Source organism: Leptolyngbya sp. O-77 (assembly GCF_001548395.1).
Classification (GTDB): Bacteria; Cyanobacteriota; Cyanobacteriia; order Elainellales; family Elainellaceae; genus Thermoleptolyngbya.
Genome location: NZ_AP017367.1, coordinates 4,425,373 through 4,449,400, shown reverse-complemented (window position 1 = coordinate 4,449,400; position 24,028 = coordinate 4,425,373). Strand labels below are relative to the sequence as shown.

The following is a 24,028-nucleotide window of genomic DNA, read 5'->3' as shown; positions in this document are numbered from 1 at the left end:
ACATTTGACAAAAGGCTCCCAGATCTACACAATAGAGATTGCGTCTTTCAAAGGGCGCACAAAGCGCAAGGGACCGTAGTTCAATCGGTTAGAGCACCGCCCTGTCACGGCGGAAGTTGCGGGTTCGAGCCCCGTCGGTCCCGTTTTAGGATTTTGATTTGAGCAGGCGGTGTTTGAGAGGCAATGTAGGCAAGTGCTATGCTGTCCAATCAAGCAACCCCAAGTTCAGACCCAAGTGCAGATTTGCAAGCGACGCTGGACAAGTGTCAACAACTGCTGAGCCAGCATTATGGCGAGAGGTTAAGGTCTCTGATTGTCTTTGGTTCTGCCGTTAGAAATGAGTTGACCCCAACTAGTGATGTTGATCTGTTGGTACTGCTGGCTCCACCCATCAACTACTTTCAAGAACTGCGCGCCGTTGTGGATTTGCTCTATCCGCTTCAGCTAGAAGCACCATACTGGATTTCTGCAAAGCCAGCCGATGCTACCGAGTTTGAGCAAGGCGTGAGCCACTTCTACCGCAACATTTTGCGAGAAGGCATCGTGTTGTGAGCCATTCTGAAGAAGTTCAGGCAAATTTAGGTCGTGCTGACTCATCGTTGGAGGCGGCAAAGATGCTGCAAAATGCTGGCTTCTTAAACGAGGCGGCATCAAGAGCCTACTACGCGGCTTTCTATGCTGCATCAGCCCTGCTTCTCTCTCAAGATCTGGCATTTGGTAGTCATACTGGTGTGCTGCGTGCTGTTAGCTTGCATTTTGTGAAATCGGGAATTTTGAACAGGCAGTATGGGCGCGACCTGAATTGGTTAGCCGAGATACGACAGATTGCAGACTATGGCGAATTGAAAACGATTGATACATCAGTGGCTAAAGCGGCGATCGCCTGCGCTGAGCGCTTTGTCATACAGGTTCAAGAAATCTTGAGAAGCACCTGAAAAGTGGGATGTACACAACTCCTGCTCATACAAGGTTCCATGAATCGCTAGAATCTTTAAGGTTGGTTTGCTGTGCGTCGTCGGGTGGTTCTGAGGCGATCGCCGTTAATTCCCTCACGCCATCCCTTGTCGCCTACCTAACCCCCAATCCCTAAACCCTAACCCCTAAAACATGTCCGTTCGCGTTCGCATTGCGCCCAGTCCCACCGGAAAGCTCCACATCGGCACCGCTCGTACTGCCGTGTTTAACTGGCTATTTGCCCGTCACAATGGCGGCCAGTTTGTGCTGCGGATTGAAGACACCGATTTGGAGCGATCGCGCTCCGAGTTTACCGACAACATCCTCGATGGGCTGACATGGCTGGGGCTGAATTGGGACGAAGGCCCAGTGTTTCAAACCCAGCGCACCGAGCTATATCGCCAAAAAATTCAGGAATTGCTGGATAAAGGGCTAGCCTATCGCGCCTACGACACACCCGCAGAACTGGACGCGATGCGCGAAGCCCAAAAAGCTCGCAACGAAGCGCCCCGCTATGACAACCGCCACCGCGATTTAACTCCGGAGCAAGAAGCCGCCTTTATAGCCGAAGGTCGTCAGCCTGTGATTCGGTTCAAAATCGACGACGACCGGGAAATTTCCTGGACTGATCTGGTGCGTGGCACGGTGACCTGGAAGGGGCGCGACCTGGGTGGCGACATGGTGATTGCCCGCGCTTCGGCAGCAGGCGAGATCGGCGCACCGCTCTACAACTTTGTGGTGGTGGTGGATGACATCGACATGGGCATTACCCAGGTGATTCGCGGCGAAGACCACATCGGCAACACGCCCAAGCAAATCTTGTTGTACGAAGCGCTGGGTGCAACGGTGCCAGAATTTGGGCACACGCCGCTGATCTTGAATCAGGCAGGCGCGAAGCTGTCGAAGCGAGATGGTGTTACGTCGATTTCTGATTTTCGCGACATGGGCTATACGCCAGAGGCGATCGCCAACTATATGACGCTGCTGGGCTGGTCGCCGCCGGAGGGGATGTCAGAAATCTTTACCCTTGAAGAAGCCGCGAAACAATTTAGCTTTGATCGAGTCAACAAAGCTGGTGCCAAGTTCGACTGGGACAAGCTCAACTGGATCAACAGCCAATACCTGCATCATAAGCCCATTGGTGAACTGACCGACCTGCTCATTCCCCTGTGGCAGGCGGCGGGCTACGAGCTTGACCCGACGGGCGATCGCCCCTGGCTAGAACAAGTCGCTGCTCTCGTCGGCCCCAGCCTGGTAAAGCTAAACGACGCAGTGGAGATGACCCGCTACCTGTTCGTGCCCGATGTGGGCTTTACCGATGCGGCGACACAGCAGCTCCAGCAGCCCAGCGTGGGCACGGCGCTTCAGGGCATCCTGACGGCGCTAGACACGACCGCTGTTACACCAGATACCGTGCAGGACGTGATTCAGCAGGGCGTGCAGGCGGCGGGTGTGAAAAAGGGCGTGGTGATGAAGTCGCTGCGGGCAGCGCTGACGGGCGACCTGCAAGGACCAGACCTGGTGCAATCCTGGCTGCTGCTGCACCAGCGGCAGATTGACAAAGCCCGCCTGACGCAAGCGCTGGCGATCGCCCAGTCCCCTGTCTAACCTGCGCTCTGCCCTGAATCACCTGGACTCTTTGCTATTCAACGCTCAAATTGCCATGCCTTATTCTGCAACGTTGCGTCGGGTTCTCGTCTGGACTGCGCTGCCGCTGGCGATCGCCGCTCTCGGTTCTGCATCTGGGGCGATCGCCCAGGCTCAGCCCACCCTGCCCGACCCGTTGCAGCCTGCGGTGCCATTTCCGACGGAAGAGCCAGAGCCGGGTGAATCCGCGCCCGTCGAACCCCCCGCAGCATCACCCAGTCCTGGGGTACGGCCTGAAGCACCTGTGCAGTCTGTGCCAGCGCCCCCTAGCCCCGCATCCCATTTTCCCCGCAGCACCCAGCGGCGATCGCCCGCTCCGTTCAGCGGCAGCACGATTTTTGAAAACCTCACCCTCACCCCCGGCGCAGACCCTAGCCCCAAAACGATTCGCGGCATCAGCGGCGGACCCCTTCCAGCCAGCGACGTGGCCGGCCGCCCCGAAACCGCCACGGGGCCCTGCCTCGGTTTCGTAGACACCCAGCCTGACCATATTCTGACGCTCACGGCTCCCTTTGAGTTTCTCAGCCTCCAGGTGCAAAGCGCCGAAGATACTACACTGGTCGTCAAAGGGCCGGGCGGAAGCTGGTGCAACGATAATTACCTAAGCCTCAACCCCGGCATCGCCGGACAGTGGCTCCCCGGTCGCTACGAAATCTGGATCGGCTCTCATCGCAATAACGGGTACTTTCCCTATTTGATTCGGGTCTTGCAGCAGCCGGAGTGAGGGCGCGTTGGGGCAATTCACCTGCCATAATGGGAAAAGTCGGGCGATCGCCCGTCGTTGGGTAGAGTGCCCTCTCAACCGCCCGTCAACCGCCCATGATTACGCTATCGCCAGAACTCCAGCAACGCCTCGCCTCACCGCTCAAGATCGGCAATTTTGAGGTGAATAGTCGCGTGTTGCAGTCGCCGCTGTCGGGCGTGACCGATCTGGTGTTTCGGCGGCTGGTGCGGCGGTATGCGCCTGCCTCCATGATGTACACCGAAATGGTCAACGCGACGGGGCTGCACTACGTTAAGCAGCTTCCTAAAATTATGGAAGTAGACCCCAGTGAACGCCCCATTAGCATTCAGCTTTTTGACTGTCGCCCCGACTTTTTGGCCGAAGCCGCGCAAAAGGCCGTAGACGAAGGCGCAGACACCGTAGACATCAACATGGGCTGCCCGGTGAATAAAATCACCAAAAACGGCGGCGGCTCCTCCTTGCTGCGGCAGCCAGATCTGGCGGCAGAAATTGTGCGGTCTGTGGTGCAGGCGGTGAACGTGCCCGTGACGGTGAAGACGCGCATTGGCTGGAGCGATCAGGAAATCAACGCGGTGGAATTTGCCCGCCGGATGGAAGATGCAGGCGCACAAATGCTGACGCTGCACGGCCGCACTCGCGCCCAGGGCTACAACGGCCCCGCCCGCTGGGAGTGGATCGGCAAAGTGAAATCGGCGCTGTCGATTCCGGTGATTGCCAATGGGGATATTTTTTCGGTGGAGGCGGCGGTGCGCTGCCTGGAGGAAACGGGCGCAGACGGCGTGATGTGTTCGCGGGGGACGCTGGGCTATCCGTTTCTAGTGGGCGAGGTGGATCATTTCCTGAAAACGGGCGAGTTGCGTCGGCCGCCGAATCCGGTGGAGCGGATGCAGTGTGCCCGCGACCATTTGGAAATGCTGTGGGAGTATAAGGGCGATCGCGGCATTCGTCAGGCCCGCAAACACATGACCTGGTATGCCAAGGGGTTTCCCGATGCGGCGGTGCTGCGCGGCAAGCTGGCCGTCATCGAAAATCTGGAGCAAGGGCTGGAACTGCTGGACTGGGCGATCGCCCGATTGTCTGAGTATGATTGGAGCGACCTGCCCGGCGCTGCACCAGAACTGGTCGAAGTTTAGATCGACATCGGCTCTAGAAAAAGCGAACCAGATGGGCTATCCCCAAGGTTGTCCGCCTGCTGGAAAGCGCAGGCGCGACGCAATGAGGTAATAAATAAAGTAAAAAAAGGTAATAAAAAGTAAAGCAACGAAGTGCCGCGGCAGGGCAATTCTAGCCCAGCGCAGACTGAGGCTCCAGTTCACAGACCTGAACCGCTCGCCGTGAGACGACGTTCAGATCCGACGTTCAGATCGCTGGGATAGCGCGGTCGTGGATCGCCCACCAGCCAAATCGGGGGAACCATGAGCGCTTCGTAGGATTCAATTTGATATAAAACGCCAGGTTTTTCCTTGAGTTCTACCATCGTTCCTGGTAGCTACTCGAATAGCTCATCCCAGTTAATCCTCATCCCAGTTAATCACAGAGTCGGTGTTCATCGTTGGTATTCGTAACGGTCTACGGCTCTGGTTCAAGCATTCAGATTCAAACCAGATTCAGCGGCGATCGCCCTAGCAGTAGAAATCGCTTCGGTCTAACACGACCTCACCATAATCTGGCACCCACGCCACCCAGCTCCCAGAAGCCTCCTGGCACAGCAGCTTGGCTTCATTGAAGCTGTAGGCACTGAGCGGTTGCAGCAGATTGACCCACGTATCCCGGTTGTAGGTGATGCGACAGACTGGGTTCCAACCCTGGGCGATCGCCTGCTCTAGGTCTAGCGTCAGCCGCGCCGTGTCGGTCGGGTAAAGAGACATAGTTTCAGACTCCGGCTTAATGAAAAATCAGTGCAGAAAAAATCAACACAGAAGCGCTCTTTCCGCGCCGAAGCGAGAAAAAGCAGAAAAAATTTCTGTATTCATTTTTACAAATTACAGATGCCAGCGCTGGTCTGATGCCGATAAGTTAACAAACCTTGATGCAAATACCTGGGTAAATCAGGGGTGAATCCCCCTAACCCTCGTCCCAGAGACGATCTACGGCGATCGCCAGTTCAGGAAACTCAACGGAGGCGATCGCCTCACCTGTGCCAAAGGTACCGACTTCTCGATAGGCGGTTCCTTCCAACGACAGCACTGTCACCGTCTGCGCGATCGGGTCAATTAGCCAATATTCGGGAATACCGACTGCTGCGTATTGCAGCCGCTTTCGCACATCATCGCGATCGCGGTTTGTTTTACCAGGGCTGAGGACTTCCACCACTAGGCGCGGTGGGGGCATTTCCAGCGTAATCGTCAGCCGTCGTTGCGTTAGCTCCAGATGTTCGGGACGCAGTATCACTAGGTCGGGATAGCGATTAGCTGCGTCTTTGGGTTGCAGCACAGGCACTTGGAGTTCTAGAGCGTGGGTCTTAATCAACCGACGGGGAAAGAGATGGGCGATCGCCAGCAAAAACTGCAAGTTGTCTGCAATCCAGTTATTCAGCTCTGATTCTGGCGGCAACTCGATTAGCTCCCCATCGATTAACTCATAGCGACCCTCCAGCGGCGCTGCATCGCTGTAGGTGAGGTATTCCTCAAAGCTGGCAAACGTGGCTCTGGCCTGGGTCATGGCAAGTTCCTACAAATTGAATGTCAGCGCTTCAAGGCTTGAAACTGGTGCAACAGCCAGCGATTTACTGCACCGTGATCTTCCGTTTGGCTGCGGCGTAGTGCCTCCTCCACGATTGCCAGCGATAGGTCTGGCAGCACAGTTGAAACTTGGATCTGGCGACTTCCACCACTCACAATTTCAAACGCGATGATTGTGCCTGCTTCCACATTCACCACCCAATATTCCCGTACACCCAGTCGCTCATACAGCAGCCGCTTCTGCCCCAAGTCATCGCTGAGCGTGCTGGAGGAAATTTCAATCGCTAGGGTCGGTGCACCCCAAACGGTTACATCCACAGGCTGATTATTTTTGGGTGGGCGGGTAGTATCTGTACCAATGTAATACGCCAAGTCTGGCTGACACTCCCGCTCTCCCGGCTGCCGGAAGTTGGTGTGGATTAAAGCAGTATAGGCAAGGTCACGCAGGGTGCCATATAGCGTAATGACTGCCGCCAGAATCGAATTGTCTTGCCCGTGTGCCGATCCCGTTGGCATCGTTTCAATCCTCATCCAGCCTGCATCGTAATAGCAATGGGCGTTTTCAACCTCTGGGCGATCGCAGCTTGCCAAAAACACCTCCCAGGTCGCAGGCACCCAGGCATTCGAGATCAGGCGTGGCGAAGACGACAGCGCATCAACCATGAATTGACTCTGAGGATTTTCTCTGAAACTTCATCTCCTGACCTCCAGTGTATCGAATGGGGTCGGGAGAATTGTTTTAAATCAAGTCAAGACCAATGAACTGAGCCACGTAGTTGCGCTCAGGCTAGCAGACATTCAGCGTTTCAGACTCTCTGCTCCTCAGACTGTTCTTCAGACGCTTTCAGAGTTTTTAAGATGGGCGGGGCGAGAATCGAACTCGCATACCCGAAGGTGCCACATTTTGAGTGTGGTGCGTCTACCAGTTTCGCCACCCGCCCTGGGATTTGGCCTTTTCATTATACGGGATTGGGCGCTGATGCAACAGCTTTTCATAATCTTGGCTGCTGGCCCAGCGATCGATTTCTCGGGCCCGCAGCACGGGAACCGGATGGGTGCGCTGGGCGGTCTGGGTTTCGCGCAGCATTTTGCCCATGTCGCTGAGGCTGAGGTCATCGTAGGTGCGGGCCTGTTCCAAAAATGCGTCCAGGTTAAGCTGGCTGGCGAGTGTGGGGGAACCGCCCGTCAGCTTCATCAGCACTGAGGCTACTACGCGGGCATCTTGCGCGACCAATAACGCAGCGCGATCGCACGTAAATTCGGCACAGCGCACCCATTCCAGCAGCCGCTCTTGCAAGCCCTGCGCCACCAGCGGCCCCAGCGGCAGCCCCAGTTGCCCCGCCGCCAGCACCGCAATATTCGCCATCGTCAGATAGACGCTGTGTTCGCATTTCAAATGCCCCAGTTCGTGGGCAATCACCGCCTGGATTTCTTCCGGGGTCAGCAGGTCAATCAGCGAGGTGTGAATCACCACAAACGGCTGCTTGCCGCGCATGGCAAAGGTGTAGGCGTTGGGTGTGGGGTTTTGCCGCACGTAGAGTTGGGGTGGCTCTAGGTCGAGGATCTTGCACGCCTCTAGCAGGAGTTCATGAAGCTGGGGCAACTGGCGATCGCTCACCAAAATCCCCGAGGCCAGGTTTTCTAGCTGAAAAAACTGCTCTGCTACGGGCCCCAGCAGCCCACGAATCGCTAAATCCAGCCCCGGAAGCTGCTGCAATGCCTGAGTTGCTTGCAAATCGAGCGGGTGGCGAAAGTGGGCGGATTGCAGACCAATGAGCGGTGTTTTGGCAGGCATGGCAACAGGCAGAGAGCAATATTCCGCGCAAATCTTCGCTGAATGGGGCGATCGCACGGGTTCTCTTCATTCTAGCGACAAGCCCGCCTGTAGACTGCTGGCTCGGCGGACTTTAGCCTATGTAAATTGTCCTGTGCAAATTGGCCCGTGCAAATTGGCCTGTGCGATTTGCCCTATGCAAATTGGCCTGTGCGATTTGCCCTATGCGATTTGCCCTATGCAGATTAGCGGGCGAAAATTTTTTGCCTGGAAGGCTAGCCCCCCAACCTCCCAGGCCTGGAGCGCAAGAGTCTCCAGCTATAGAGGACGAGTGCTGAAGGCTGAGAAGTTCCCCGCTAGAGAAGCGCAAAAGCAAGACAAGCCCTAGGTGGCTAAATTTCGTGCTGGTATCAAAAACTTGAGCCATAGAAAACCTTGGAAAAGAAAGTTTTTTATAGGATAACTTTGCTATGTTAACTACATGACCCTGGATGACCTCGATTCCAAAGTGATTCGACACCTGATGCAGAACGGCCGCATGACCTGGGCCGAACTGGCGACGGTGCTGCAACTGTCGGCCCCGGCAGCGGGCGATCGTGTCCGGCGGCTAGAGGAACGCGGCGTGATTTTGGGCTACACCGCGCGGGTTGATCCGGAAGCGGCAGGCTGTCACCTCACTGCCTTCATTGCCGTTACGCTGGAGCGTCCCGAACACCGCGCCCCCTTCCTGGAGAAAGTCCTTCAACTCGCCGAAGTGCAGGAATGCCACCACATCGCCGGAGAGGATGACTACTGGCTGAAAGTCCGCTGCCAGCACACCAAAGATCTGGAACGCCTGGTCAGCGACGAACTCAAGAGCCTTCCTGGTCTCCTCCGTACCCGCACAACGATTGTGCTGTCCACGGTGAAAGAGACGAGCGTTTTGCCCATTCGGGCGGAATGAAGGGTTGGCGTGATAGAACAACCCCAACTTCCTATCAGCCCATGACCCTAACCCCTCAACGACAATGAACCTCTCCCTGTTTGCCCGTGGTCTACTAATAGGGTTTTCGATTGCTGCTCCGGTTGGCCCAATTGGTGTGCTGTGCATTCGGCGGACATTGACTCAGGGGCAACTGGCGGGGTTATTATCGGGTTTGGGCGCGGCCACAGCAGACGCTATATATGGGGCGATCGCCGCGTACGGATTGACCCTGATCTCTGCTATCCTGATTGGTCAAGCTGGGTGGTTTCGTCTCGTCGGCGGGCTGTTTCTGATTTACCTTGGGGTGCAGACCTTCCTCGCCCAGCCAGCCACAGCGGCCGCTTCGAGCGACGGCAAAATTCGGGCCGCTGGGCTATGGGGTGCCTATCTTTCGACAATTTTGTTAACGCTGACAAATCCAGCAACTATCATGTCCTTTGCGGCGGTGTTTGCTGGGCTGGGGCTGGCGAGTTCTAGCGGTGACCTGTTGGCGGCTACGGTAACGGTGCTGGGTGTGTTTTTGGGGTCGGCGCTGTGGTGGCTGCTGCTGAGCGGCGGTGTCAGTCTGTTTCGAGCATCCTTTTCTAAAACCAACAGCTTACAGTGGGTCAATCGAGGGTCTGGAATCGTCTTAATCGCCTTTGGCAGCGTCGCGCTGGTCGCTCTTCTGCGGGGATAGCGCTGGTGCTGGCGGTGCTGCTGCTGGGAAGTGTGGGAATGCGAGTTTTGGCACAATCTGCGGTGCTTCAATCGGGGACGGTTCAATCGGGGGCGATCGCCCTGCCCACAGTCCTTGCTCAGGCCTCGCCCTCAGTGGATACTCTCCGGCAACAGCGGCAGCAGGTCGAGCAAAAGCGATCGACCCTAAATCAGCAGCGCAACCAGCTCGAAAATCTGGAAAACTCTGCCCAGCAGAAGCTCGACTCGCTGGAAGACCGCATCAACACGACGACTGCCCAGATTCAACAAAACGAAAAGAAGCTAAAAGATGCCAACACGCGCCTGGTTCAGCTTCAGGAAGAATTGGCCCAAGCAGAGGAACGTTATCAGCAGCAGCAGTTTGCCACTGTGGCGCGGCTGCGCTTCTTGCAGCGACAAAAGGACAGCAGCGGCTGGGCCGTGCTGCTGCAAAGCCAAAACCTGAACGAATTTCTAGAACGGCGCTATCAACTCCGGCGGGTTTATCAGGCAGACAACCAGTTTTTGGTGGATCTCAAGCGACAGTCGGACGAGCTAGTGGCCCGGCATCGCGCTGTCGAGCGCCAGAAAAATGAGATTGCCCTAATTACCCAGGAACTCCAGTCTCAGAGGGCGGAATATCAGCAGCAGGCGGCTACCCAGGAAGAACTGATTACCCGGCTCAAGCAGGATCAGCAGGCGCTAGAAGAAGCCGAAGAGCAGTTGGCTCGCGATTCTGCCAGTCTGGCAAACCTGATTCGCCAGCGCCTCGCCGCCGCGTCGCGCAGCCGGATTGTGATTCGCGGCAACGGTATTATGAGCATTCCTGCTGATGGGCGGCTAACCAGTGGCTTTGGCTATCGCGTCCATCCGATTCTGGGCTATCGCCGCTTCCACGCGGGCATCGACTTTGGCGCACCGACGGGCACTCCGATTCGCGCTGCCAATAGCGGCGTGGTGATTTACTCTGGCTGGTATGGCGGCTACGGGCGATCAGTGATTGTCGATCATGGCAACGGTATCACCACGCTCTATGCCCACGCCAGCCGTGTATATGTGTCTGAAGGGCAGGCGGTCAGCCGGGGAGAGGCGATCGCCGCTGTGGGTTCCACGGGCTTTTCCACCGGGCCGCACCTACATTTTGAAGTCCGCAAAAACGGTGAACCCGTTGACCCGCTGAATTATTTGTAATCCCGACCTTAGCTAGCGGGGCGACGGGCAGAGCGACGGGAACCCGGAGAGCCAGGGCGAGATCGACGGCGGCTGGGATCGGTGCTGTCTGTGTTGCTACTGGGTTTAGGGCGATCGCCCCGGCCCGGCGAGGCAGTTTTCGCAGCAGCGCGACCCGGCGCTTTGTCAGAATGTGAGCGCGACGACCCGCCGCCCGACCCGCCACCCGATCGCCCGCGCCCCGCCCGCCTGACGGTTGCGCCCGTTTGGGGATGGGTTCTGGCTTGGCGTTCAGGTCGGGTTCAAAGCCAGGGACGATTTCCTGAGGGAGCGATCGCCGGATCAGTTTTTCGATATCTGCCAGCAGCTTTAGCTCGTCTACGCAGACTAGCGAGGCCGCCTCGCCCTCGGTGCCGGCCCGCCCGGTGCGCCCGATGCGATGCACATAGTCTTCGGGAACATGGGGCAGGTCAAAGTTAATGACGTGCGGCAGTTCGCTGATGTCGATGCCGCGAGAGGCGATGTCCGTCGCCACCAGCACTTGCAGGCTGCCGTCTTTGAACTGGGCCAGGGCGCGGGTGCGGGCGGCCTGGCTCTTGTTGCCGTGGATTGCCATAGCGGCAATGCGGTGCGTGGTCAGGTGTTTCACTAAATGATCTGCGCCATGCTTGGTGCGCGTAAACACCAGCACCTGAAACCAGTTGTTTTCCTGGATCAGGTGGGTCAGCAGTTGGCGCTTTTTGTCTCGATCGACCGGGTAAACCTTTTGCTCCACCAGATCGGCGGTGGCGTTGGGCGGAGCGACTTCGATGGTGACAGGGTTGTGCAGCAGACCGGCCGCCAGCTTCTTGATGTCGCTCGAAAATGTGGCAGAAAACAGCAGGTTTTGGCGCTGCTTGGGCAGTTGCGCCAGGATGCGGCGAATGTCGGGCAAAAAGCCCATATCCAGCATTCGATCGGCTTCATCCAGCACCAGGATTTCCACCCGCGACAAATCCACCGTGCCCTGCTGCACATGATCCAGCAGCCGCCCTGGCGTGGCCACCAGGATGTCTATCCGGCCGCGCAGCCGCTGCACCTGGGGCTGCATTCCCACACCGCCATAGACGACGGTGGAGCGCAGGGGCAAAAACTGACCATATTCGCGGATACTTTCTTCGACTTGGGCGGCTAGTTCGCGGGTGGGCGTGAGGACGAGCGATCGCACGGGAACGCGCGGCATGGGCTTGCCGGGGGAGGCGCTGAGTCCTGCGGCCGCCAGCAGGTGCAGAATGGGTAGTGTAAAACCGGCGGTTTTTCCGGTTCCGGTTTGGGCGCTGGCGAGTAGGTCATGCCCGGCCAGCACTGCGGGGATGGCTTTCGCCTGGATTGGGGTAGGGGTGGTGTAGCCGCGTGCAGCTACGGCGCGGACAATCTCATCGGCCAGTCCGAGTTCAGAAAAGGACATTAAAACTCCAGAAGTAGGGTCGATCCGCGCCGTTTGAAACGCCGGCCTGCCGCAGATCGAAAAAGGGTCAATTGTTAGGCCCGATTCCTGACAAACTGCCTTGAGCTAGCAAGTTTGAGTCTGCAACCTACTTTGAAGCCAGTTGCGTTAAAGAATTGCCCAGCGCGGCACCCAGACCGGATATCATGCCACGAATCTGCATCTTAGCAGATCTATTCTATGTGCAGGCTGAAAGTTGTGGCCCGGCGGCAATGATCAAAGCCTGATATCGAGAGACTTGTAGCTCTCAAAACCGGAGTCTGGAGGCGCAGCATCTGCCAGACGACCCGTAGAATGGAAATACTTGAGCATTGCGGCGATTGGCGGTAGTTCCCCAGCGGCTGGCGCATTTAGTTCGTTGCCTGCTCATAGCGCTTCTTTGCACCCAAGATTGTACCCAAGATTGCACCCAAGATTTTTTCAACAGGCAGAATGACTGAAGCGATCGCCCTCACTCCTGCCCAAACCCTTGCCGGATTTCACGCCCTGTCTGAGCCGCTGCGGCTGCAAGTGATCGACGCGCTGCGGACTCAGGAAATGTGCGTGTGCGATCTGTGCGATGTGCTGGAGGTGTCGCAGTCTAAGCTGTCGTTTCATCTGAAGGCGCTGCGCGACGCCGAACTCGTGATAGCTCGGCAAGAAGGACGCTGGACCTATTACAGTCTGAATTTGCCGCAGTTTGAATTGCTGGAGCAGTTTTTGGCTGAGTTGAGACGCTGTAACCCAGCACGACCGGGGCGGCCCTGCGCTTAAGGAAATCGCTTTAGCGGATGGCGATTCCAAATTTACAAAACGTTGGCAAATTCTGTGTTTTAGGACACAGCTACGCTTGACTTATCAAGTTTGATTGATGTATCAATATTTCTTAGTTTGGCTTCTTAGCTTGTCTAGTTTAATCAGGCAAGCTGTCTAGGTTTGAAGAATTTAAGTTTGAAAACTTACTTTGACGAGCTAGCGAGGGCTGGCATGGCTTAAGGAGCTTAGTAGATCTGGCAGAACGGCTCTCTAGATTTTTTAGCGACTACGAAAAATAAACTTAAGGCATCTGTGTTCCGGTTGACGTGGGTTGTGGAGTGGCGCGATCGCACAATGCTGGTGTCACTTTGGAATCCTGGTGCTTCAAAGAGGTAAGGATACTCATGAAAGCCATGAAAGTAATGAATAAGGTTTCAGCTAAAAATTGGACTCGGTATTCGTGGATTCGATATTCAGGAGTGGCGATCGCCGCTGGAATCATGGCGGTGGCGTGCAGCGTGCCGACACCGCCCATTGTTACAGAATCGCCGGGCGTGCCTGCGGCTACCAATGCTCAGGGCGTGGCGATCGCCCCTGCCGAAGAGACAATCACCATCGATGGCTCCAGTACGGTCTATCCCATTACCGATGAAGTCGTTAAGGAATATGCCTTTGAGCGCGAAGATGAACCAGAGATCAAGGTTGAGTTTTCAGGAACCTCCGGCGGATTTCGCAAATTCTGTGCGGGCGAAACAGACATTAGCAATGCCTCTCGCCCCATCACCCAGAGCGAGATGGGCGGCATGCAAGTCTGCGGGTGTTTCGGTATTACGAACTGCCTGTTGCCTTTTGATGCCCTCACCGTCGCAGTTCATCGAGACAATACCTGGGGTGGATGCGCTGACAGTGGCAGAGCTGAAAAAGATTTGGGAACCTAGCGCCGAAGGCCGGATCACGCGCTGGAATCAGGTGCGCCCTAGCTTCCCCGATCGCCCCTTAGAACTCTATGGCGCGGGCAGCGACTCGGGCACCTTTGACTATTTCACCGAGGCGATCGTCGGTCGCTCTGGTGCGAGCCGCAAAGACTACAACGCCAGCGAAAATGACTACGACTTGGTGCGTGGCGTTCGCAACAACCCCAATGCGCTGGGCTATTTTGGTCTTGCCTACTTTGAAGAAAGTCGCACCCTGCTGCGAGCCGTGCCAATCGACAATGGCGCGGGCCCAGTCGAACCCTCCGCAGAGGCAGTTCGAGAAGGAATTTATCAACCCCTGGCACGCCCGCTCTTTATCTACGTCAACGCTGATTCTGCTGAGAAGAATCCCAAGCTCAAAGAGTTTGTGGAGTACTACCTTAACAACGGCCGATTTTTGGCAAGGGTTGTCGGTTATATCCCCCTACCCGACGAGGTCTACAACATTGCCCTGACCCACTTCCAAACGGGCAAGGTGGGAACCGTATTTGCTGGATCAGCCCCCACCAACCTGAAACTGGAAGACCTGCTGCAAAAAGAAGCCGCCTTCTAAGCAGCACTCGACAAAACGCAGGCAAAGTTTTAGTCTCATGGCTAAACTTTGTCTGCTTGATTTCAAGTCTTACTCTGCAATCTCCTACCCTCTGATCCCGCATGGCCATTACACACACCTCCCCCATTCGAGTTGGGATCAACGGCTTTGGACGAATCGGACGGCTAGTGCTGCGGGCGGGCTGGGCTGTTCCTGAGCTGGAATTTGTCCACATTAACGAGATCAAAGGCGGGGCGGAATGCGCGGCGCACCTGCTGACCTTTGACTCGGTGCATGGGCGCTGGGGACATGAGGTGGCGGCAGAGGGCGATCGCCTCCGCATTGATGACCACACCCTCAGCTTTAGCGAATACAGCAGCCCTGGCGAGGTGCCCTGGGAAGAGACCGGCGTAGAGCTGGTGCTAGAAGCGTCGGGCAAGTTCCGCACAGTGGAAACGCTGGAGCCATATTTCAAGCGTGGTGTGCAGAAGGTGATTGTGGCGGCTCCGGTGAAAACGGGGGCGCTGAATGTGGTAATGGGCGTGAATGACCACCGCTACAATCCGGCTGAGCATCACCTGCTAACGGCGGCTTCTTGCACCACGAACTGTCTTGCGCCCGTAGTGAAGGTGATTCACGAAGGCATCGGCATTAAGCATGGTTTGATCACCACGATTCACGACCACACCAACACGCAGACGATCGTAGACGCGCCCCACAAAGACCTGCGCCGCGCCCGCGCTACGGGGATGTCGCTGATTCCCACGACGACGGGTTCTGCAACGGCGATCGCCCTCATCTATCCCGAACTCCAGGGCAAACTCAACGGTCTCGCTGTCCGTGTCCCCCTGCTCAACGCCTCCCTTACCGACTGCGTATTTGAAGTCGCTCGCCCTACGACCGTTGAAGAGGTGAACCAGCTTCTCAAAACTGCTGCCGAAACCACCCCACTAAAAGGCATCCTCGGCTACGAAGAGCGCCCCCTCGTCTCTATCGACTACAAAGACGATCCCCGCTCCAGCATCATCGACGCGCTCTCCACGATGGTCATCGACGACACGCAGGTCAAAATTCTGGCGTGGTACGACAACGAGTGGGGCTACGCGAACCGGATGGTAGAACTGGCAAGGAAGGTAGCGGTTCTGCGGACATGATCGAGCGTCCCAAACCCATCGTCAGCCTCACTCCCCACACCCCGTCACCCCAACCTTTCCCCAACCTTTCTATGACTGTCACCCAAGCTGCTAACGTCAAAAACTACGCCCTTGTCACCTTGGCCTATTGGGGCTTTACGCTTACAGACGGGGCGCTGCGGATGCTGGTGCTGCTGTATTTCAACGAAATTGGCTATACGCCGCTGGAAATCGCGTTTCTGTTTCTGTTTTACGAGATCTTTGGCATTGTTACGAACTTTTTGGGCGGGTGGATCGGGTCGCAACTGGGTCTAAGGGTGACGCTGTATGCGGGGATTGCGCTTCAGGTGGTGGCGCTGCTAATGCTGTCGTGGCTGAATCGCGACTGGGCGCAGTGGTTGGCGGTGCTATATGTGATGGTGTCGCAGGCGTTGTCAGGTATCGCCAAAGACCTGACCAAGATGAGTTCCAAGAGCGCGATTCGGCTAGTCGTGCCGCAGGAGGCGCAGTCGTCGCTGTTTAAGTGGGTGGCAGTGCTGACGGGTTCCAAAAACGCGCTGAAGGGTGTGGGTTTCTTTTTGGGGGCGGCGCTGCTGGCGCTGTTTGGGTTTGAGCGATCGCTCTGGATCATGGCGGCGGGTCTGGCGCTGATTTTGCTAACAGGCTTTTTCCTGCCCAGCGGCATGGGCAAGATCAAGTCTAAGGTGAAGTTTACGCAGCTTTTTTCTAAGAGCCGGGAGATTAATATCCTGTCGCTGGCGCGGTTCTTCCTGTTTGGCTCGCGTGATGTATGGTTTGTCGTGGGGCTTCCGGTTTTCCTGCGGAGTGTGTTGGGCTGGTCGTTCTTTCAGGCGGGCGGTTTCCTGGCCTGCTGGGTGATTGGCTATGGGATCATTCAATTCCTCGCGCCGACTCTGTTGCGTCGCTTTAATGGCGGACAGCCGCCCCGCGCTGCGACGATTCAGTTTTGGACGCTGATTCTGACAGCCGTTCCAGCGGCGATCGCCCTCGGACTCATCAGCAGTCTTCCCCATGATGCAGTGATCGTGATTGGTTTGGCGATCTTTGGCCTCATCTTTGCGTTCAACTCAGCGGTGCATTCCTATCTTGTACTGGCGTTCACCGATGATGACAAAGTAGCGCTCAACGTGGGGTTTTATTACATGGCAAACTCGGCGGGTCGCCTGGCGGGAACGGTGCTGTCGGGGCTGGTCTATCAGCTTTTTGGGCTAGTGGGCTGCCTCTGGGTGTCGAGCCTGTTTGTGCTGGCGGCCTGGCTGATCGAGCTAAAGCTGCCCGATCCCAAGCCGCTTCCGTCCGTCGCTTGGAAAGGGGGAGATGGAGACTAGGGAGGGCGATCGCTAGAATGTAGGCTGCGTGAGATGCTGGACGACTGCCGCCACCCGTTTCACGATCTGTTGAACGGCTTTCCGCTTACCGTGATTGTTTATGTCTTTCGATAAATCTTATGTCTTTCGATAAATCTCCATCCCCTCCTCAGCACGTGCAGGCAGGAGGACATCTCAGCTTCTTTGAGCGATACCTGACGCTGTGGGTGTTTCTGTGCATTTTGGCAGGCATTGCGTTGGGTCGATTGTTTCCCAATGTGGCGATCGCCCTAGATCGCATGAGTGTTTATCAGGTTTCCATTCCCATTGCCATTTGCCTGTTCTTCATGATGTATCCCATCATGGTGAAGATTGATTTTTCGCAGGCTAAGAGAGCCGCTCGAACGCCCCGCCCAGTGCTGCTGACGCTGGTGGTGAACTGGTTCATCAAGCCGTTCACAATGGTCGCCTTTGCCCAATTCTTTTTAGGATATCTATTCCGTTCGCTGATTACTGGAACAGAAGTCATCCGGGGAAACGAAATCTCGCTGGCAAACTCCTACATCGCCGGGACAATTTTGCTGGGCATTGCGCCCTGTACGGCGATGGTGCTGATGTGGGGCTACCTGTCCTTTGGCAATCAGGGCTTGACACTGGTAATGGTGGCGGTCAATTCCCTTGCGATGCTATTTCTATATGCGCCGCTGGGACGCTGGCTGCTGGCGGCGAACAATCTCGCAGTGCCCTGGGAAACCATTGTGCTATCGGTGCTGATTTATGTGGGGCTGCCGCTGTTGGCGGGGGCGATGTCGCGCAGCTGGATTTTGCAGCACAAGGGCAAAGCCTGGTTTGAGCAGGTGTTTTTGCGCTATCTCAGCCCGGTGGCGGTGGTGGCGCTGCTGACGACGCTGGTGCTGCTGTTTGCTTTCAAAGGCGACCTGATTGTACAAAATCCGCTGCACATCTTGCTAATTGCAGTGCCGCTGTTTGTGCAGACGAACTTTATTTTTCTAATTTCTTACGTGGCGGCGCAAAAGCTGGGACTTTCCTACGAAGACGCAGCTCCCGCAGCCATGATTGGCGCGAGTAATCACTTTGAAGTGGCGATCGCCACGGCTGTCACGCTCTTTGGCCTCAACTCTGGTGCAGCGCTGGCGACCGTGGTGGGTGTGCTGATTGAGGTGCCCGTGATGCTGATGCTGGTGGAAGTTTGCAAGCGCACGGCTTTCTGGTTTCCGCGTGAGCCGGAAAAGGCAACGCTGCTCGACCCTCGATGTATTAAAAACCTGCCATGAAGCCGACCCACACCTCCAAATCGCTGCCGATCAAAGTGGATTTTTTGACTGCCGAACAGTTGCAGCAGCCTGGACAGATCGGCTTGATGATTGCTCCTGGACGCTGCGACGAAGATGCCAAAGCAGTCTGGCAGCGGGACTTGCAGACCGACCTGCGGCGGCTAAAGGAGCATTACGGCGTAAATCGGCTGGTGTGTCTGCTGGATGCAGAAGAACGCGAGTTTCTGGGCATTCCTACCCTGCTTGAGGATGCAGCGGCGCTGGGCATGGTGACGGAAAATTTGCCAATTGAAGACGAGGCGCTGCCCACCTCACTGGACGAGTTTTCGGCGCTGGTAGAGCGGGTGCTGGCGGCGGTGGCGGCGGGCGAAACGGTGGCGATTCACTGTCGGGGTGGCAGCGGGCGCACAGGCACGCTGGCTGCGGCCTGCCTGGTGAAGCTGGGCTATGACGCGGAGGCGGCGATCGCCACCGTACAAGCAGTGCGGTTGGGGGCGCTGTCGGTGGCGGCACAGCGGGAATTCGTGCATCAGTTCGCGCAGCGCTAGTTTGTGCAGCGCTAGTTTGTGCAGCGCTGGGAAAGGCGGCGATCGCCCTCCAGATAACGGCCCCTCAATTCCGCCGATCCAGGCTGCGTTTAAGGCCTAAAATGGAGAATACTTTCCGTTATCCAGCCGCATAAGCAAAGGAGTTGCGTTCGTGGAGTCCCGATACAACCCCGCCGAGATTGAGGAAAAATGGCAAACCGCCTGGGACGCGCAAGGGCTAGACCAAACGCTGGAAGACCCCAGCAAGCCCAAGTTTTACGCGCTGTCCATGTTTCCCTATCCGTCGGGCAACCTGCACATGGGCCACGTCCGCAACTACACCATTACCGACGTGATCGCCCGCGTGCAGCGGATGCGCGGCTATCGCGTGCTGCACCCGATGGGCTGGGATGCGTTTGGCTTGCCAGCAGAAAATGCGGCGATCGATCGCGGCGTTGCGCCTGCCAAATGGACGTATCAAAACATCGCCCAAATGCGGGCCCAGTTGAAACGGCTGGGCCTGTCCTACGACTGGAGCCGCGAAGTCACCACCTGTTCGCCGGATTATTACAAATGGACGCAGTGGATTTTTCTGCAATTTCTGGAGGCTGGGCTGGCCTACCAAAAAGAGGCGGCGGTGAATTGGGACCCCATCGACCAAACCGTGCTGGCCAATGAGCAGGTCGATAGCGAGGGCAAATCCTGGCGATCGGGCGCAAAGGTGGAGCGGCGTTTGTTAAAGCAGTGGTTTCTCAAAATCACCGACTACGCCGAACAACTGCTGCAAGACCTGAACCAGCTCGATGGCTGGCCCGAGCGCGTGCGCCTCATGCAAGAAAACTGGATCGGCAAGTCCACGGGTGCAGAGGTTGTGTTCAAGACCGAAGCGGGCGACGACCTGACGGTTTACACCACGCGCCCCGATACGTTGTGGGGGGCGACCTTTATGGTGCTGTCGCCAGAGCATCCCCTGGTGGACAAGCTGACGACCGAGGCCCAGGCTGCCGAAGTCGCGGCATACAAAACCGCCGCCGCGGGCAAGAGCGAAATCGATCGCACGACGGAAGATCGCGAGAAAACGGGCGTGTGGACAGGCAGCTACGCCATTAATCCGGTCAATGACGAAAAAATTCCCGTCTGGATTGCCGACTATGTGCTGATGGGCTACGGCACAGGCGCGATTATGGCCGTTCCGGCCCACGACCAGCGCGACTTTGAGTTTGCCCGTAAGTTTGGGCTAAAGGTGAAGGTCGTGGTGCAGCCGGAGGGCGAGGCGCTGGACGGCGACACGATGACTGTCGCCCATGTGGGCGAGGGTGTGATGGTTCATTCTGGCCCGCTGGACGGCATCCCGGTGGGCAAGGGCGCGGGGCAAAGCGTAGAGGCGGCGGTGAAATGGCTGGAAGCCAACGGCAAAGGCAAGGGCACGGTCAACTATCGCCTGCGCGACTGGCTGATTTCGCGGCAGCGCTATTGGGGCTGCCCGATTCCGGTGGTGCATTGCCCAAGTTGCGGCACGGTGCCCGTTCCCGATGACCAGCTTCCCGTAACGCTGCCAGAACAGGTGGAGTTTTCGGGGCGGGGGCCGTCGCCCCTGGCGAAGCTGGAGGACTGGGTGAATGTGCCCTGTCCGACTTGCGGCACGCCTGCGAAGCGCGAAACCGACACGATGGACACGTTTATCTGTTCGTCGTGGTATTTCCTGCGCTATCCCGATGCGCGAAACGAGAATGCCGCCTTTGACCCGGCCAAGACGAACGACTGGATGCCGGTGGATCAATATGTCGGCGGCATTGAACACGCGATTTTGCACCTGCTGTATTCGCGGTTCTTTACCAAGGTATTGCGCGATCGCGGCCTGCTCAATTTTGATGAGCCGTTTAAGCGCCTGCTGACGCAGGGCATGGTGCAGGCGGCCGCCTACAAGAACCCAATCACGGGCAAATACATCGCTCCAGCAGATATTGCCGACCTGTCTGATCCCCGCGATCCTGCCACGGGCGACAAGCTGGAGGTTGTCTTCGAGAAAATGTCGAAGTCGAAATACAACGGCATCGACCCGAAGGATGTGCTGGAAAAATACGGCGCAGACACCGCCCGCATGTTCATTCTGTTCAAAGCGCCACCAGAGAAGGATCTGGAATGGGACGATGCCGATGTGGAAGGGCAGTTCCGCTTTTTGAATCGCGTCTGGCGCTTGGTTGCGGAATTCCAGGCATCGGGGGCGAAGCCGCAAGGTTCTGAGGAACTGACCAAGCCCGAAAAAGACCTGCGGCGGGCGATTCATACAGCAATTCAGGAAATCACTGAAGACCTGGAGGGCGACTATCAGTTTAATACGGCAGTGTCGGAGCTAATGAAGCTGAGCAATGCGCTGAATGATGCTCCCTGCAAGGAGTCTCCGGTTTATGCGGAGGGCATCGAAACGCTGCTGGCGCTGCTGGCTCCGTTTGCGCCGCACATTGCTGAGGAACTGTGGCATCTGCTGGGACATGCTGATTCGGTGCATCACCACGGCTGGCCCGTGGCCGACCCAGAGGCGCTGGTGGTGGATGAGATCCCGCTGGTCATCCAGATTATGGGCAAGACGAGGGGCACGATTCAGGTGCCTGCGGGAGCCGATGCCCAAACGCTGGAGAAACTGGCGACGGAATCAGAACTGGCGCAGCGCTATATCGAGGGCAAGACGATCAAGAAGGTAATTGTGGTGCCGGGTAAGCTGGTCAACTTCGTTGTGCAATAACCCCAAAAAAATCCCCCCTAAAAGGGGGATTCAGGAAGATCTGAAACACGGGCGACCCATCTAGCCGCCGTTTGTGCGGGCGAGGACGCGCTCTGCGACTTTATCGGGCACTTCTTGCAGGTGGTCGAACTGCCAGCGGAAGAAGCCGACCCCCATCGTGAGCGATCGCAGTTCCACAATCAGGTCGTGCATTTCCGCCTGGGGCAGGTAGGCCGATACCTCATCCCAGCCGCGCCAGTTTTCCTTCGCGTCGTAGCCGAGTACCTGACCGCGCCGCCCGCTCACCAGCCGCAGCACCTTGGAGGTAAACTCAGCAGGAATCGAGATGGCGATCGCCAAAATGGGTTCCAGCAACTGCGGTTCGCATTTGGGCAGTCCCTCCTGCATCGCCAGCCGCGCCGCCTGCTTAAACGCTTGCTCCGAGCTATCGACGCTGTGGTAGGAGCCGTTCGTTAGCGTGACGGCCACATCTACCACCGGAAAGCCCAGCGGCCCGTGAGCCAGGTATTCCCGCACGCCAATTTCCACGCCGGGAATGTATTGTCGGGGCACCACGCCGCCCACAATCTTCTCGCTGAACTGGAAGCCCTCGCCACGGGGCAGCGGCTTGATGTCGATATACACATCGCCAAACTGACCGTGGCCGCCCGTCTGGTGCTTGTAGCGGCCGTGGACATTCTTGCCAGCACGGCGAATCGTTTCTTTGTAGGGAATTTGCGGCAGGTGGGTACTCATGGGCAGGCCGTACTTGCGGCGCAGGCGATCGAGGGCCACCTTCAGGTGAATGTCGCCCTGGCCCCAGAGGATGACTTCCCGCGTGTCGCCATGCTGCTCCCAATAGAGCGACGGGTCTTCTTCCAGCAGTTTCGTCAGGGCACTGCTCAGCTTCACTTCGTCGTTGCGGTTTTCGGCAGTGAGGGCAAGCGCGTAGACGGGGGCGATCGCCTCTGCTTTGGGCAATGCATCAGCGGCTACGCCATTCGTGCTTAGCGTCTCTCCCGTTTTCACCCCTTCCATCCGTGCCAGCGCCACCACGCAGCCCGCATCGGCCCGCTGCACGCTTTGCTGCTGCTGCCCCATTAGACGATACATACCGCCCATCCGCACCCCGTTGAGCGTCATGCCATCGGTCAGCGTGCCGCGCCACACGCGCACCAGCGACAGCTTGCCGCCCTGGGGCGTGTAGTAGGTCTTTAGCACCTGGGCCAGCGGCTCGTCGCCTGCGGGGATGCCGCGATGTTGCGCCATCACGCTGGGTTCGGGGCATTCCCGCTGGAGCGCCGCCAGCAGCGGGCGCACGCCAAAGTCTTTTTCGGCTACGCCGATGAACACGGGCACAATGAGGTCTGCACCCAGCTCCATCTTCAAGTCGGTGAGGATTTCTTCCTCAGGCGGCTCAACTTCCTCCAGCAGTTCTTCTAGCAGATGATCGTCAAAATCTGCCAGCGTTTCCAGCATTTCGACGCGGGCGGCGTGTTCGGCATCGCGCAGTTCCTCCGGCAGCGGCACGGGGTCTGCGGGCGCACCGGGATGATAGTGATACGCCTGCTCCGTCACCAAGTCGATAAAACCCTGCAAATGTTCGCCCTGACCGATGGGATACTGATGCAGCACCAAGGGACGACTCGACACTTGCTTTAGCGCGTTCAGGATGTCGGCAAAGCTGTCGTTGGCTCGATCCATCTTGTTGATAAAAACGAGGTGGGGAATTTCCCAGTCGTCGAGGAATTGAAACAGCGGAGCCAGCGTCAGCACTCGCGCCTGGTCTGGTTCGCAGACCACTACGGCGGCATCGACACCGATCAGGGCGTTGCAGGTTTCCTGGGCGAATTCGACCGAGCCGGGGCTGTCGAGAAAGGTAAATAAAATGCCGCCATGCTGAGTGCTGGCGGCATTAATTTCAACGGTCATCTGGCGATCGCGGGCTTCGGGTGACGCATCCCCGACCGTGTTTTTGTCATTTACACTGCCCTTGCGGGAAATGGCTCCAGTGACAAAGAGTAGACTTTCGAGAAGCGTCGTTTTGCCACTGAGATAGGGCCCCACGATCGCCACAGTTCTAGTACGGCTTTCCGCATTTTTGCCAACAGTTTCAGACATGGAAAATTCCTCCTGATGTTTCAGCTTGATGCTCCCCTACGGGGGTCAAGCAGTTGAGAACACAGGATTTCTGCCGATGTGGTTGAGAAGTTTTGAGACGACGGGCCGGGCGTTTTATTAAGAGCAGAAGCGCTTTAGTCTTGATTAATCTCTCGATTAACTCTCGATGAGTTGAATTGGAGAGGGTCAAGAATCAACCGTTCCCACAGATTTTTCAAGCGGCACTTCGGGTATCAAGAAGCGGTATAAAACGACTCACGCTTATGTAGAGAAGCGCGAGGGCGATCGCCCCATTTTGACTAAACCTACTCCAAAGACTTTGCTGGCATTTCGCATTGGCACTTTGCAGATATGTTCGGGCAGGAATCCTTGATCAATGAAGATTAATGAGTGATCCCAACTGCATAGCTTCAGATTAACCTGGCCATAATCTGGCGATGATCCCCAGTTAAAAAAATTCACTGACGGTAACAGTTTGCATTAGCTTTGTCTGAGCCAACAGTCCTGGGGAAAGATTGTCTCGTCCGAACCGACAGCCTTGGGGGGAAGCTTTCCCCCCAAA

The 24,028-nt window shown here is 56.9% G+C and carries 22 protein-coding genes and 2 tRNA genes; 17 read left to right on the top strand and 7 right to left on the bottom strand.

The genetic code is table 11. From position 1 onward, the window contains the following. Positions 1 to 69 precede the first annotated feature (69 nt). The 6 genes from O77CONTIG1_RS18840 (at position 70) to dusB (ending at position 4,479) form a co-directional block, all read left to right on the top strand. Positions 70 to 143 (top strand) — tRNA-Asp (locus O77CONTIG1_RS18840). Positions 144 to 198: 55 nt separating this feature from the next. Then, positions 199 to 552: a nucleotidyltransferase family protein gene (locus O77CONTIG1_RS18835; protein ID WP_068513767.1), complete on the top strand. Its 354-nt coding sequence runs from the start codon at positions 199 to 201 to the stop codon at positions 550 to 552. Then, positions 549 to 935 carry a HEPN domain-containing protein gene (locus O77CONTIG1_RS18830; protein ID WP_068513762.1) on the top strand — a complete coding sequence of 129 codons (387 nt, stop codon included), beginning with the start codon at positions 549 to 551 and terminating at the stop codon, positions 933 to 935. The genes O77CONTIG1_RS18835 and O77CONTIG1_RS18830 overlap by 4 nt, the downstream gene beginning before the upstream one ends. 172 nt (positions 936 to 1,107) lie before the next feature. After that, positions 1,108 to 2,562: a glutamate--tRNA ligase gene (gltX, locus tag O77CONTIG1_RS18825; RefSeq protein WP_068513759.1), complete on the top strand. Its 1,455-nt coding sequence runs from the start codon at positions 1,108 to 1,110 to the stop codon at positions 2,560 to 2,562. A gap of 55 nt (positions 2,563 to 2,617) precedes the next feature. Beyond that, the gene (locus O77CONTIG1_RS26380) at positions 2,618 to 3,325 is read left to right on the top strand and encodes a hypothetical protein (protein ID WP_225894619.1); all 708 of its coding nucleotides are present in this window, start codon (positions 2,618 to 2,620) and stop codon (positions 3,323 to 3,325) included. A 95-nt stretch (positions 3,326 to 3,420) separates the two neighbouring features. Next, on the top strand, positions 3,421 to 4,479 hold the full coding sequence (gene dusB, locus O77CONTIG1_RS18815) for a tRNA dihydrouridine synthase DusB (RefSeq protein WP_068513756.1): 1,059 nt from the start codon (positions 3,421 to 3,423) through the stop codon (positions 4,477 to 4,479). Positions 4,480 to 4,968: 489 nt separating this feature from the next. Here the strand turns inward: dusB and O77CONTIG1_RS18810 are convergent, their stop codons facing one another. The 5 genes from O77CONTIG1_RS18810 to O77CONTIG1_RS23850 all read right to left on the bottom strand — a co-directional run bounded on the left by O77CONTIG1_RS18810 (position 4,969) and on the right by O77CONTIG1_RS23850 (position 7,822). Continuing rightward, entirely contained in the window at positions 4,969 to 5,214 is a 246-nt protein-coding gene (locus O77CONTIG1_RS18810) for a hypothetical protein (RefSeq protein WP_068513753.1), read from the bottom strand. Positions 5,215 to 5,410: 196 nt separating this feature from the next. Beyond that, the gene (locus tag O77CONTIG1_RS18805; RefSeq protein ID WP_068513750.1) at positions 5,411 to 6,007 is read right to left on the bottom strand and encodes a Uma2 family endonuclease; all 597 of its coding nucleotides are present in this window, start codon (positions 6,005 to 6,007) and stop codon (positions 5,411 to 5,413) included. Between the two features lie 23 nt (positions 6,008 to 6,030). Next, positions 6,031 to 6,690 carry a Uma2 family endonuclease gene (locus tag O77CONTIG1_RS18800; protein ID WP_068513747.1) on the bottom strand — a complete coding sequence of 220 codons (660 nt, stop codon included), beginning with the start codon at positions 6,688 to 6,690 and terminating at the stop codon, positions 6,031 to 6,033. A gap of 196 nt (positions 6,691 to 6,886) precedes the next feature. Continuing rightward, positions 6,887 to 6,968: transfer RNA gene (locus O77CONTIG1_RS18795), tRNA-Leu, on the bottom strand. Beyond that, positions 6,947 to 7,822, bottom strand: a complete 876-nt coding sequence (locus O77CONTIG1_RS23850) for a M48 family metallopeptidase (RefSeq protein ID WP_084782839.1) — start codon at positions 7,820 to 7,822, stop codon at positions 6,947 to 6,949. The genes O77CONTIG1_RS18795 and O77CONTIG1_RS23850 overlap by 22 nt, the downstream gene beginning before the upstream one ends. A 460-nt stretch (positions 7,823 to 8,282) precedes the next feature. Here O77CONTIG1_RS23850 and O77CONTIG1_RS18780 point away from each other — a divergent pair, with 460 nt between their 5' ends. The 3 genes from O77CONTIG1_RS18780 (at position 8,283) to O77CONTIG1_RS18770 (ending at position 10,634) form a co-directional block, all read left to right on the top strand. Further along, positions 8,283 to 8,744: an Lrp/AsnC family transcriptional regulator gene (locus tag O77CONTIG1_RS18780; RefSeq protein ID WP_068513740.1), complete on the top strand. Its 462-nt coding sequence runs from the start codon at positions 8,283 to 8,285 to the stop codon at positions 8,742 to 8,744. A gap of 64 nt (positions 8,745 to 8,808) precedes the next feature. Beyond that, positions 8,809 to 9,444 (top strand): LysE/ArgO family amino acid transporter, encoded by a 636-nt coding sequence (locus O77CONTIG1_RS18775; RefSeq protein WP_068513737.1) that lies wholly within the window; start codon positions 8,809 to 8,811, stop codon positions 9,442 to 9,444. After that, the gene (locus O77CONTIG1_RS18770) at positions 9,369 to 10,634 is read left to right on the top strand and encodes a murein hydrolase activator EnvC family protein (RefSeq protein WP_225894618.1); all 1,266 of its coding nucleotides are present in this window, start codon (positions 9,369 to 9,371) and stop codon (positions 10,632 to 10,634) included. The genes O77CONTIG1_RS18775 and O77CONTIG1_RS18770 overlap by 76 nt, the downstream gene beginning before the upstream one ends. Here the strand turns inward: O77CONTIG1_RS18770 and O77CONTIG1_RS23845 are convergent. Next, positions 10,519 to 12,060, bottom strand: coding sequence for a DEAD/DEAH box helicase (locus O77CONTIG1_RS23845; protein ID WP_084782838.1), 1,542 nt, complete (start codon positions 12,058 to 12,060; stop codon positions 10,519 to 10,521). The genes O77CONTIG1_RS18770 and O77CONTIG1_RS23845 overlap by 116 nt on opposite strands. 471 nt (positions 12,061 to 12,531) lie before the next feature. Between O77CONTIG1_RS23845 and O77CONTIG1_RS18760 the strand changes: the two genes are divergently transcribed. The 8 genes from O77CONTIG1_RS18760 (at position 12,532) to leuS (ending at position 21,366) form a co-directional block, all read left to right on the top strand. Further along, the gene (locus tag O77CONTIG1_RS18760) at positions 12,532 to 12,852 is read left to right on the top strand and encodes an ArsR/SmtB family transcription factor (protein ID WP_068513728.1); all 321 of its coding nucleotides are present in this window, start codon (positions 12,532 to 12,534) and stop codon (positions 12,850 to 12,852) included. A gap of 404 nt (positions 12,853 to 13,256) precedes the next feature. Beyond that, complete coding sequence (locus O77CONTIG1_RS27200; protein WP_286132405.1) at positions 13,257 to 13,772, top strand: substrate-binding domain-containing protein; 516 nt, start codon at positions 13,257 to 13,259, stop codon at positions 13,770 to 13,772. Further along, positions 13,726 to 14,361: a substrate-binding domain-containing protein gene (locus tag O77CONTIG1_RS18755; RefSeq protein ID WP_410503474.1), complete on the top strand. Its 636-nt coding sequence runs from the start codon at positions 13,726 to 13,728 to the stop codon at positions 14,359 to 14,361. Before O77CONTIG1_RS27200 ends, O77CONTIG1_RS18755 begins: the two co-directional genes overlap by 47 nt. Positions 14,362 to 14,462: 101 nt before the next feature. After that, a complete protein-coding gene (locus O77CONTIG1_RS18750) occupies positions 14,463 to 15,494 on the top strand; it encodes an ArsJ-associated glyceraldehyde-3-phosphate dehydrogenase (RefSeq protein WP_068513725.1) in 1,032 nt (343 codons plus the stop codon). A gap of 71 nt (positions 15,495 to 15,565) precedes the next feature. Then, on the top strand, positions 15,566 to 16,822 hold the full coding sequence (gene arsJ / locus O77CONTIG1_RS18745; protein WP_068513722.1) for an organoarsenical effux MFS transporter ArsJ: 1,257 nt from the start codon (positions 15,566 to 15,568) through the stop codon (positions 16,820 to 16,822). Positions 16,823 to 16,941: 119 nt separating this feature from the next. Beyond that, complete coding sequence (gene arsB, locus O77CONTIG1_RS18740; protein WP_068513719.1) at positions 16,942 to 18,096, top strand: ACR3 family arsenite efflux transporter; 1,155 nt, start codon at positions 16,942 to 16,944, stop codon at positions 18,094 to 18,096. Beyond that, positions 18,093 to 18,644: a cyclin-dependent kinase inhibitor 3 family protein gene (locus O77CONTIG1_RS18735; RefSeq protein ID WP_068513715.1), complete on the top strand. Its 552-nt coding sequence runs from the start codon at positions 18,093 to 18,095 to the stop codon at positions 18,642 to 18,644. Before arsB ends, O77CONTIG1_RS18735 begins: the two co-directional genes overlap by 4 nt. Positions 18,645 to 18,795: 151 nt before the next feature. Further along, positions 18,796 to 21,366 (top strand): leucine--tRNA ligase, encoded by a 2,571-nt coding sequence (gene leuS / locus O77CONTIG1_RS18730; RefSeq protein WP_068513712.1) that lies wholly within the window; start codon positions 18,796 to 18,798, stop codon positions 21,364 to 21,366. A gap of 60 nt (positions 21,367 to 21,426) precedes the next feature. Here the strand turns inward: leuS and O77CONTIG1_RS18725 are convergent, their stop codons facing one another. Continuing rightward, positions 21,427 to 23,466: an elongation factor G gene (locus O77CONTIG1_RS18725; protein ID WP_068513708.1), complete on the bottom strand. Its 2,040-nt coding sequence runs from the start codon at positions 23,464 to 23,466 to the stop codon at positions 21,427 to 21,429. Between the last annotated feature and the right edge of the window lie 562 nt (positions 23,467 to 24,028).

What these genes read in the sequence shown, in the direction of transcription:
- O77CONTIG1_RS18835 (WP_068513767.1), top strand. Translation starts at nt 199, where the DNA reads ATGCTGTCCAATCAAGCAACCCCAAGTTCAGACCCAAGTGCAGATTTG.
- gltX (WP_068513759.1), top strand. Translation starts at nt 1,108, where the DNA reads ATGTCCGTTCGCGTTCGCATTGCGCCCAGTCCCACCGGAAAGCTCCAC.
- O77CONTIG1_RS26380 (WP_225894619.1), top strand. Translation starts at nt 2,618, where the DNA reads ATGCCTTATTCTGCAACGTTGCGTCGGGTTCTCGTCTGGACTGCGCTG.
- dusB (WP_068513756.1), top strand. Translation starts at nt 3,421, where the DNA reads ATGATTACGCTATCGCCAGAACTCCAGCAACGCCTCGCCTCACCGCTC.
- O77CONTIG1_RS18810 (WP_068513753.1), bottom strand. Translation starts at nt 5,214, where the DNA reads ATGTCTCTTTACCCGACCGACACGGCGCGGCTGACGCTAGACCTAGAG.
- O77CONTIG1_RS18805 (WP_068513750.1), bottom strand. Translation starts at nt 6,007, where the DNA reads ATGACCCAGGCCAGAGCCACGTTTGCCAGCTTTGAGGAATACCTCACC.
- O77CONTIG1_RS18800 (WP_068513747.1), bottom strand. Translation starts at nt 6,690, where the DNA reads ATGGTTGATGCGCTGTCGTCTTCGCCACGCCTGATCTCGAATGCCTGG.
- O77CONTIG1_RS23850 (WP_084782839.1), bottom strand. Translation starts at nt 7,822, where the DNA reads ATGCCTGCCAAAACACCGCTCATTGGTCTGCAATCCGCCCACTTTCGC.
- O77CONTIG1_RS18780 (WP_068513740.1), top strand. Translation starts at nt 8,283, where the DNA reads ATGACCCTGGATGACCTCGATTCCAAAGTGATTCGACACCTGATGCAG.
- O77CONTIG1_RS18775 (WP_068513737.1), top strand. Translation starts at nt 8,809, where the DNA reads ATGAACCTCTCCCTGTTTGCCCGTGGTCTACTAATAGGGTTTTCGATT.
- O77CONTIG1_RS23845 (WP_084782838.1), bottom strand. Translation starts at nt 12,060, where the DNA reads ATGTCCTTTTCTGAACTCGGACTGGCCGATGAGATTGTCCGCGCCGTA.
- O77CONTIG1_RS18760 (WP_068513728.1), top strand. Translation starts at nt 12,532, where the DNA reads ATGACTGAAGCGATCGCCCTCACTCCTGCCCAAACCCTTGCCGGATTT.
- O77CONTIG1_RS27200 (WP_286132405.1), top strand. Translation starts at nt 13,257, where the DNA reads ATGAATAAGGTTTCAGCTAAAAATTGGACTCGGTATTCGTGGATTCGA.
- O77CONTIG1_RS18750 (WP_068513725.1), top strand. Translation starts at nt 14,463, where the DNA reads ATGGCCATTACACACACCTCCCCCATTCGAGTTGGGATCAACGGCTTT.
- arsJ (WP_068513722.1), top strand. Translation starts at nt 15,566, where the DNA reads ATGACTGTCACCCAAGCTGCTAACGTCAAAAACTACGCCCTTGTCACC.
- arsB (WP_068513719.1), top strand. Translation starts at nt 16,942, where the DNA reads ATGTCTTTCGATAAATCTCCATCCCCTCCTCAGCACGTGCAGGCAGGA.
- O77CONTIG1_RS18735 (WP_068513715.1), top strand. Translation starts at nt 18,093, where the DNA reads ATGAAGCCGACCCACACCTCCAAATCGCTGCCGATCAAAGTGGATTTT.
- O77CONTIG1_RS18725 (WP_068513708.1), bottom strand. Translation starts at nt 23,466, where the DNA reads ATGTCTGAAACTGTTGGCAAAAATGCGGAAAGCCGTACTAGAACTGTG.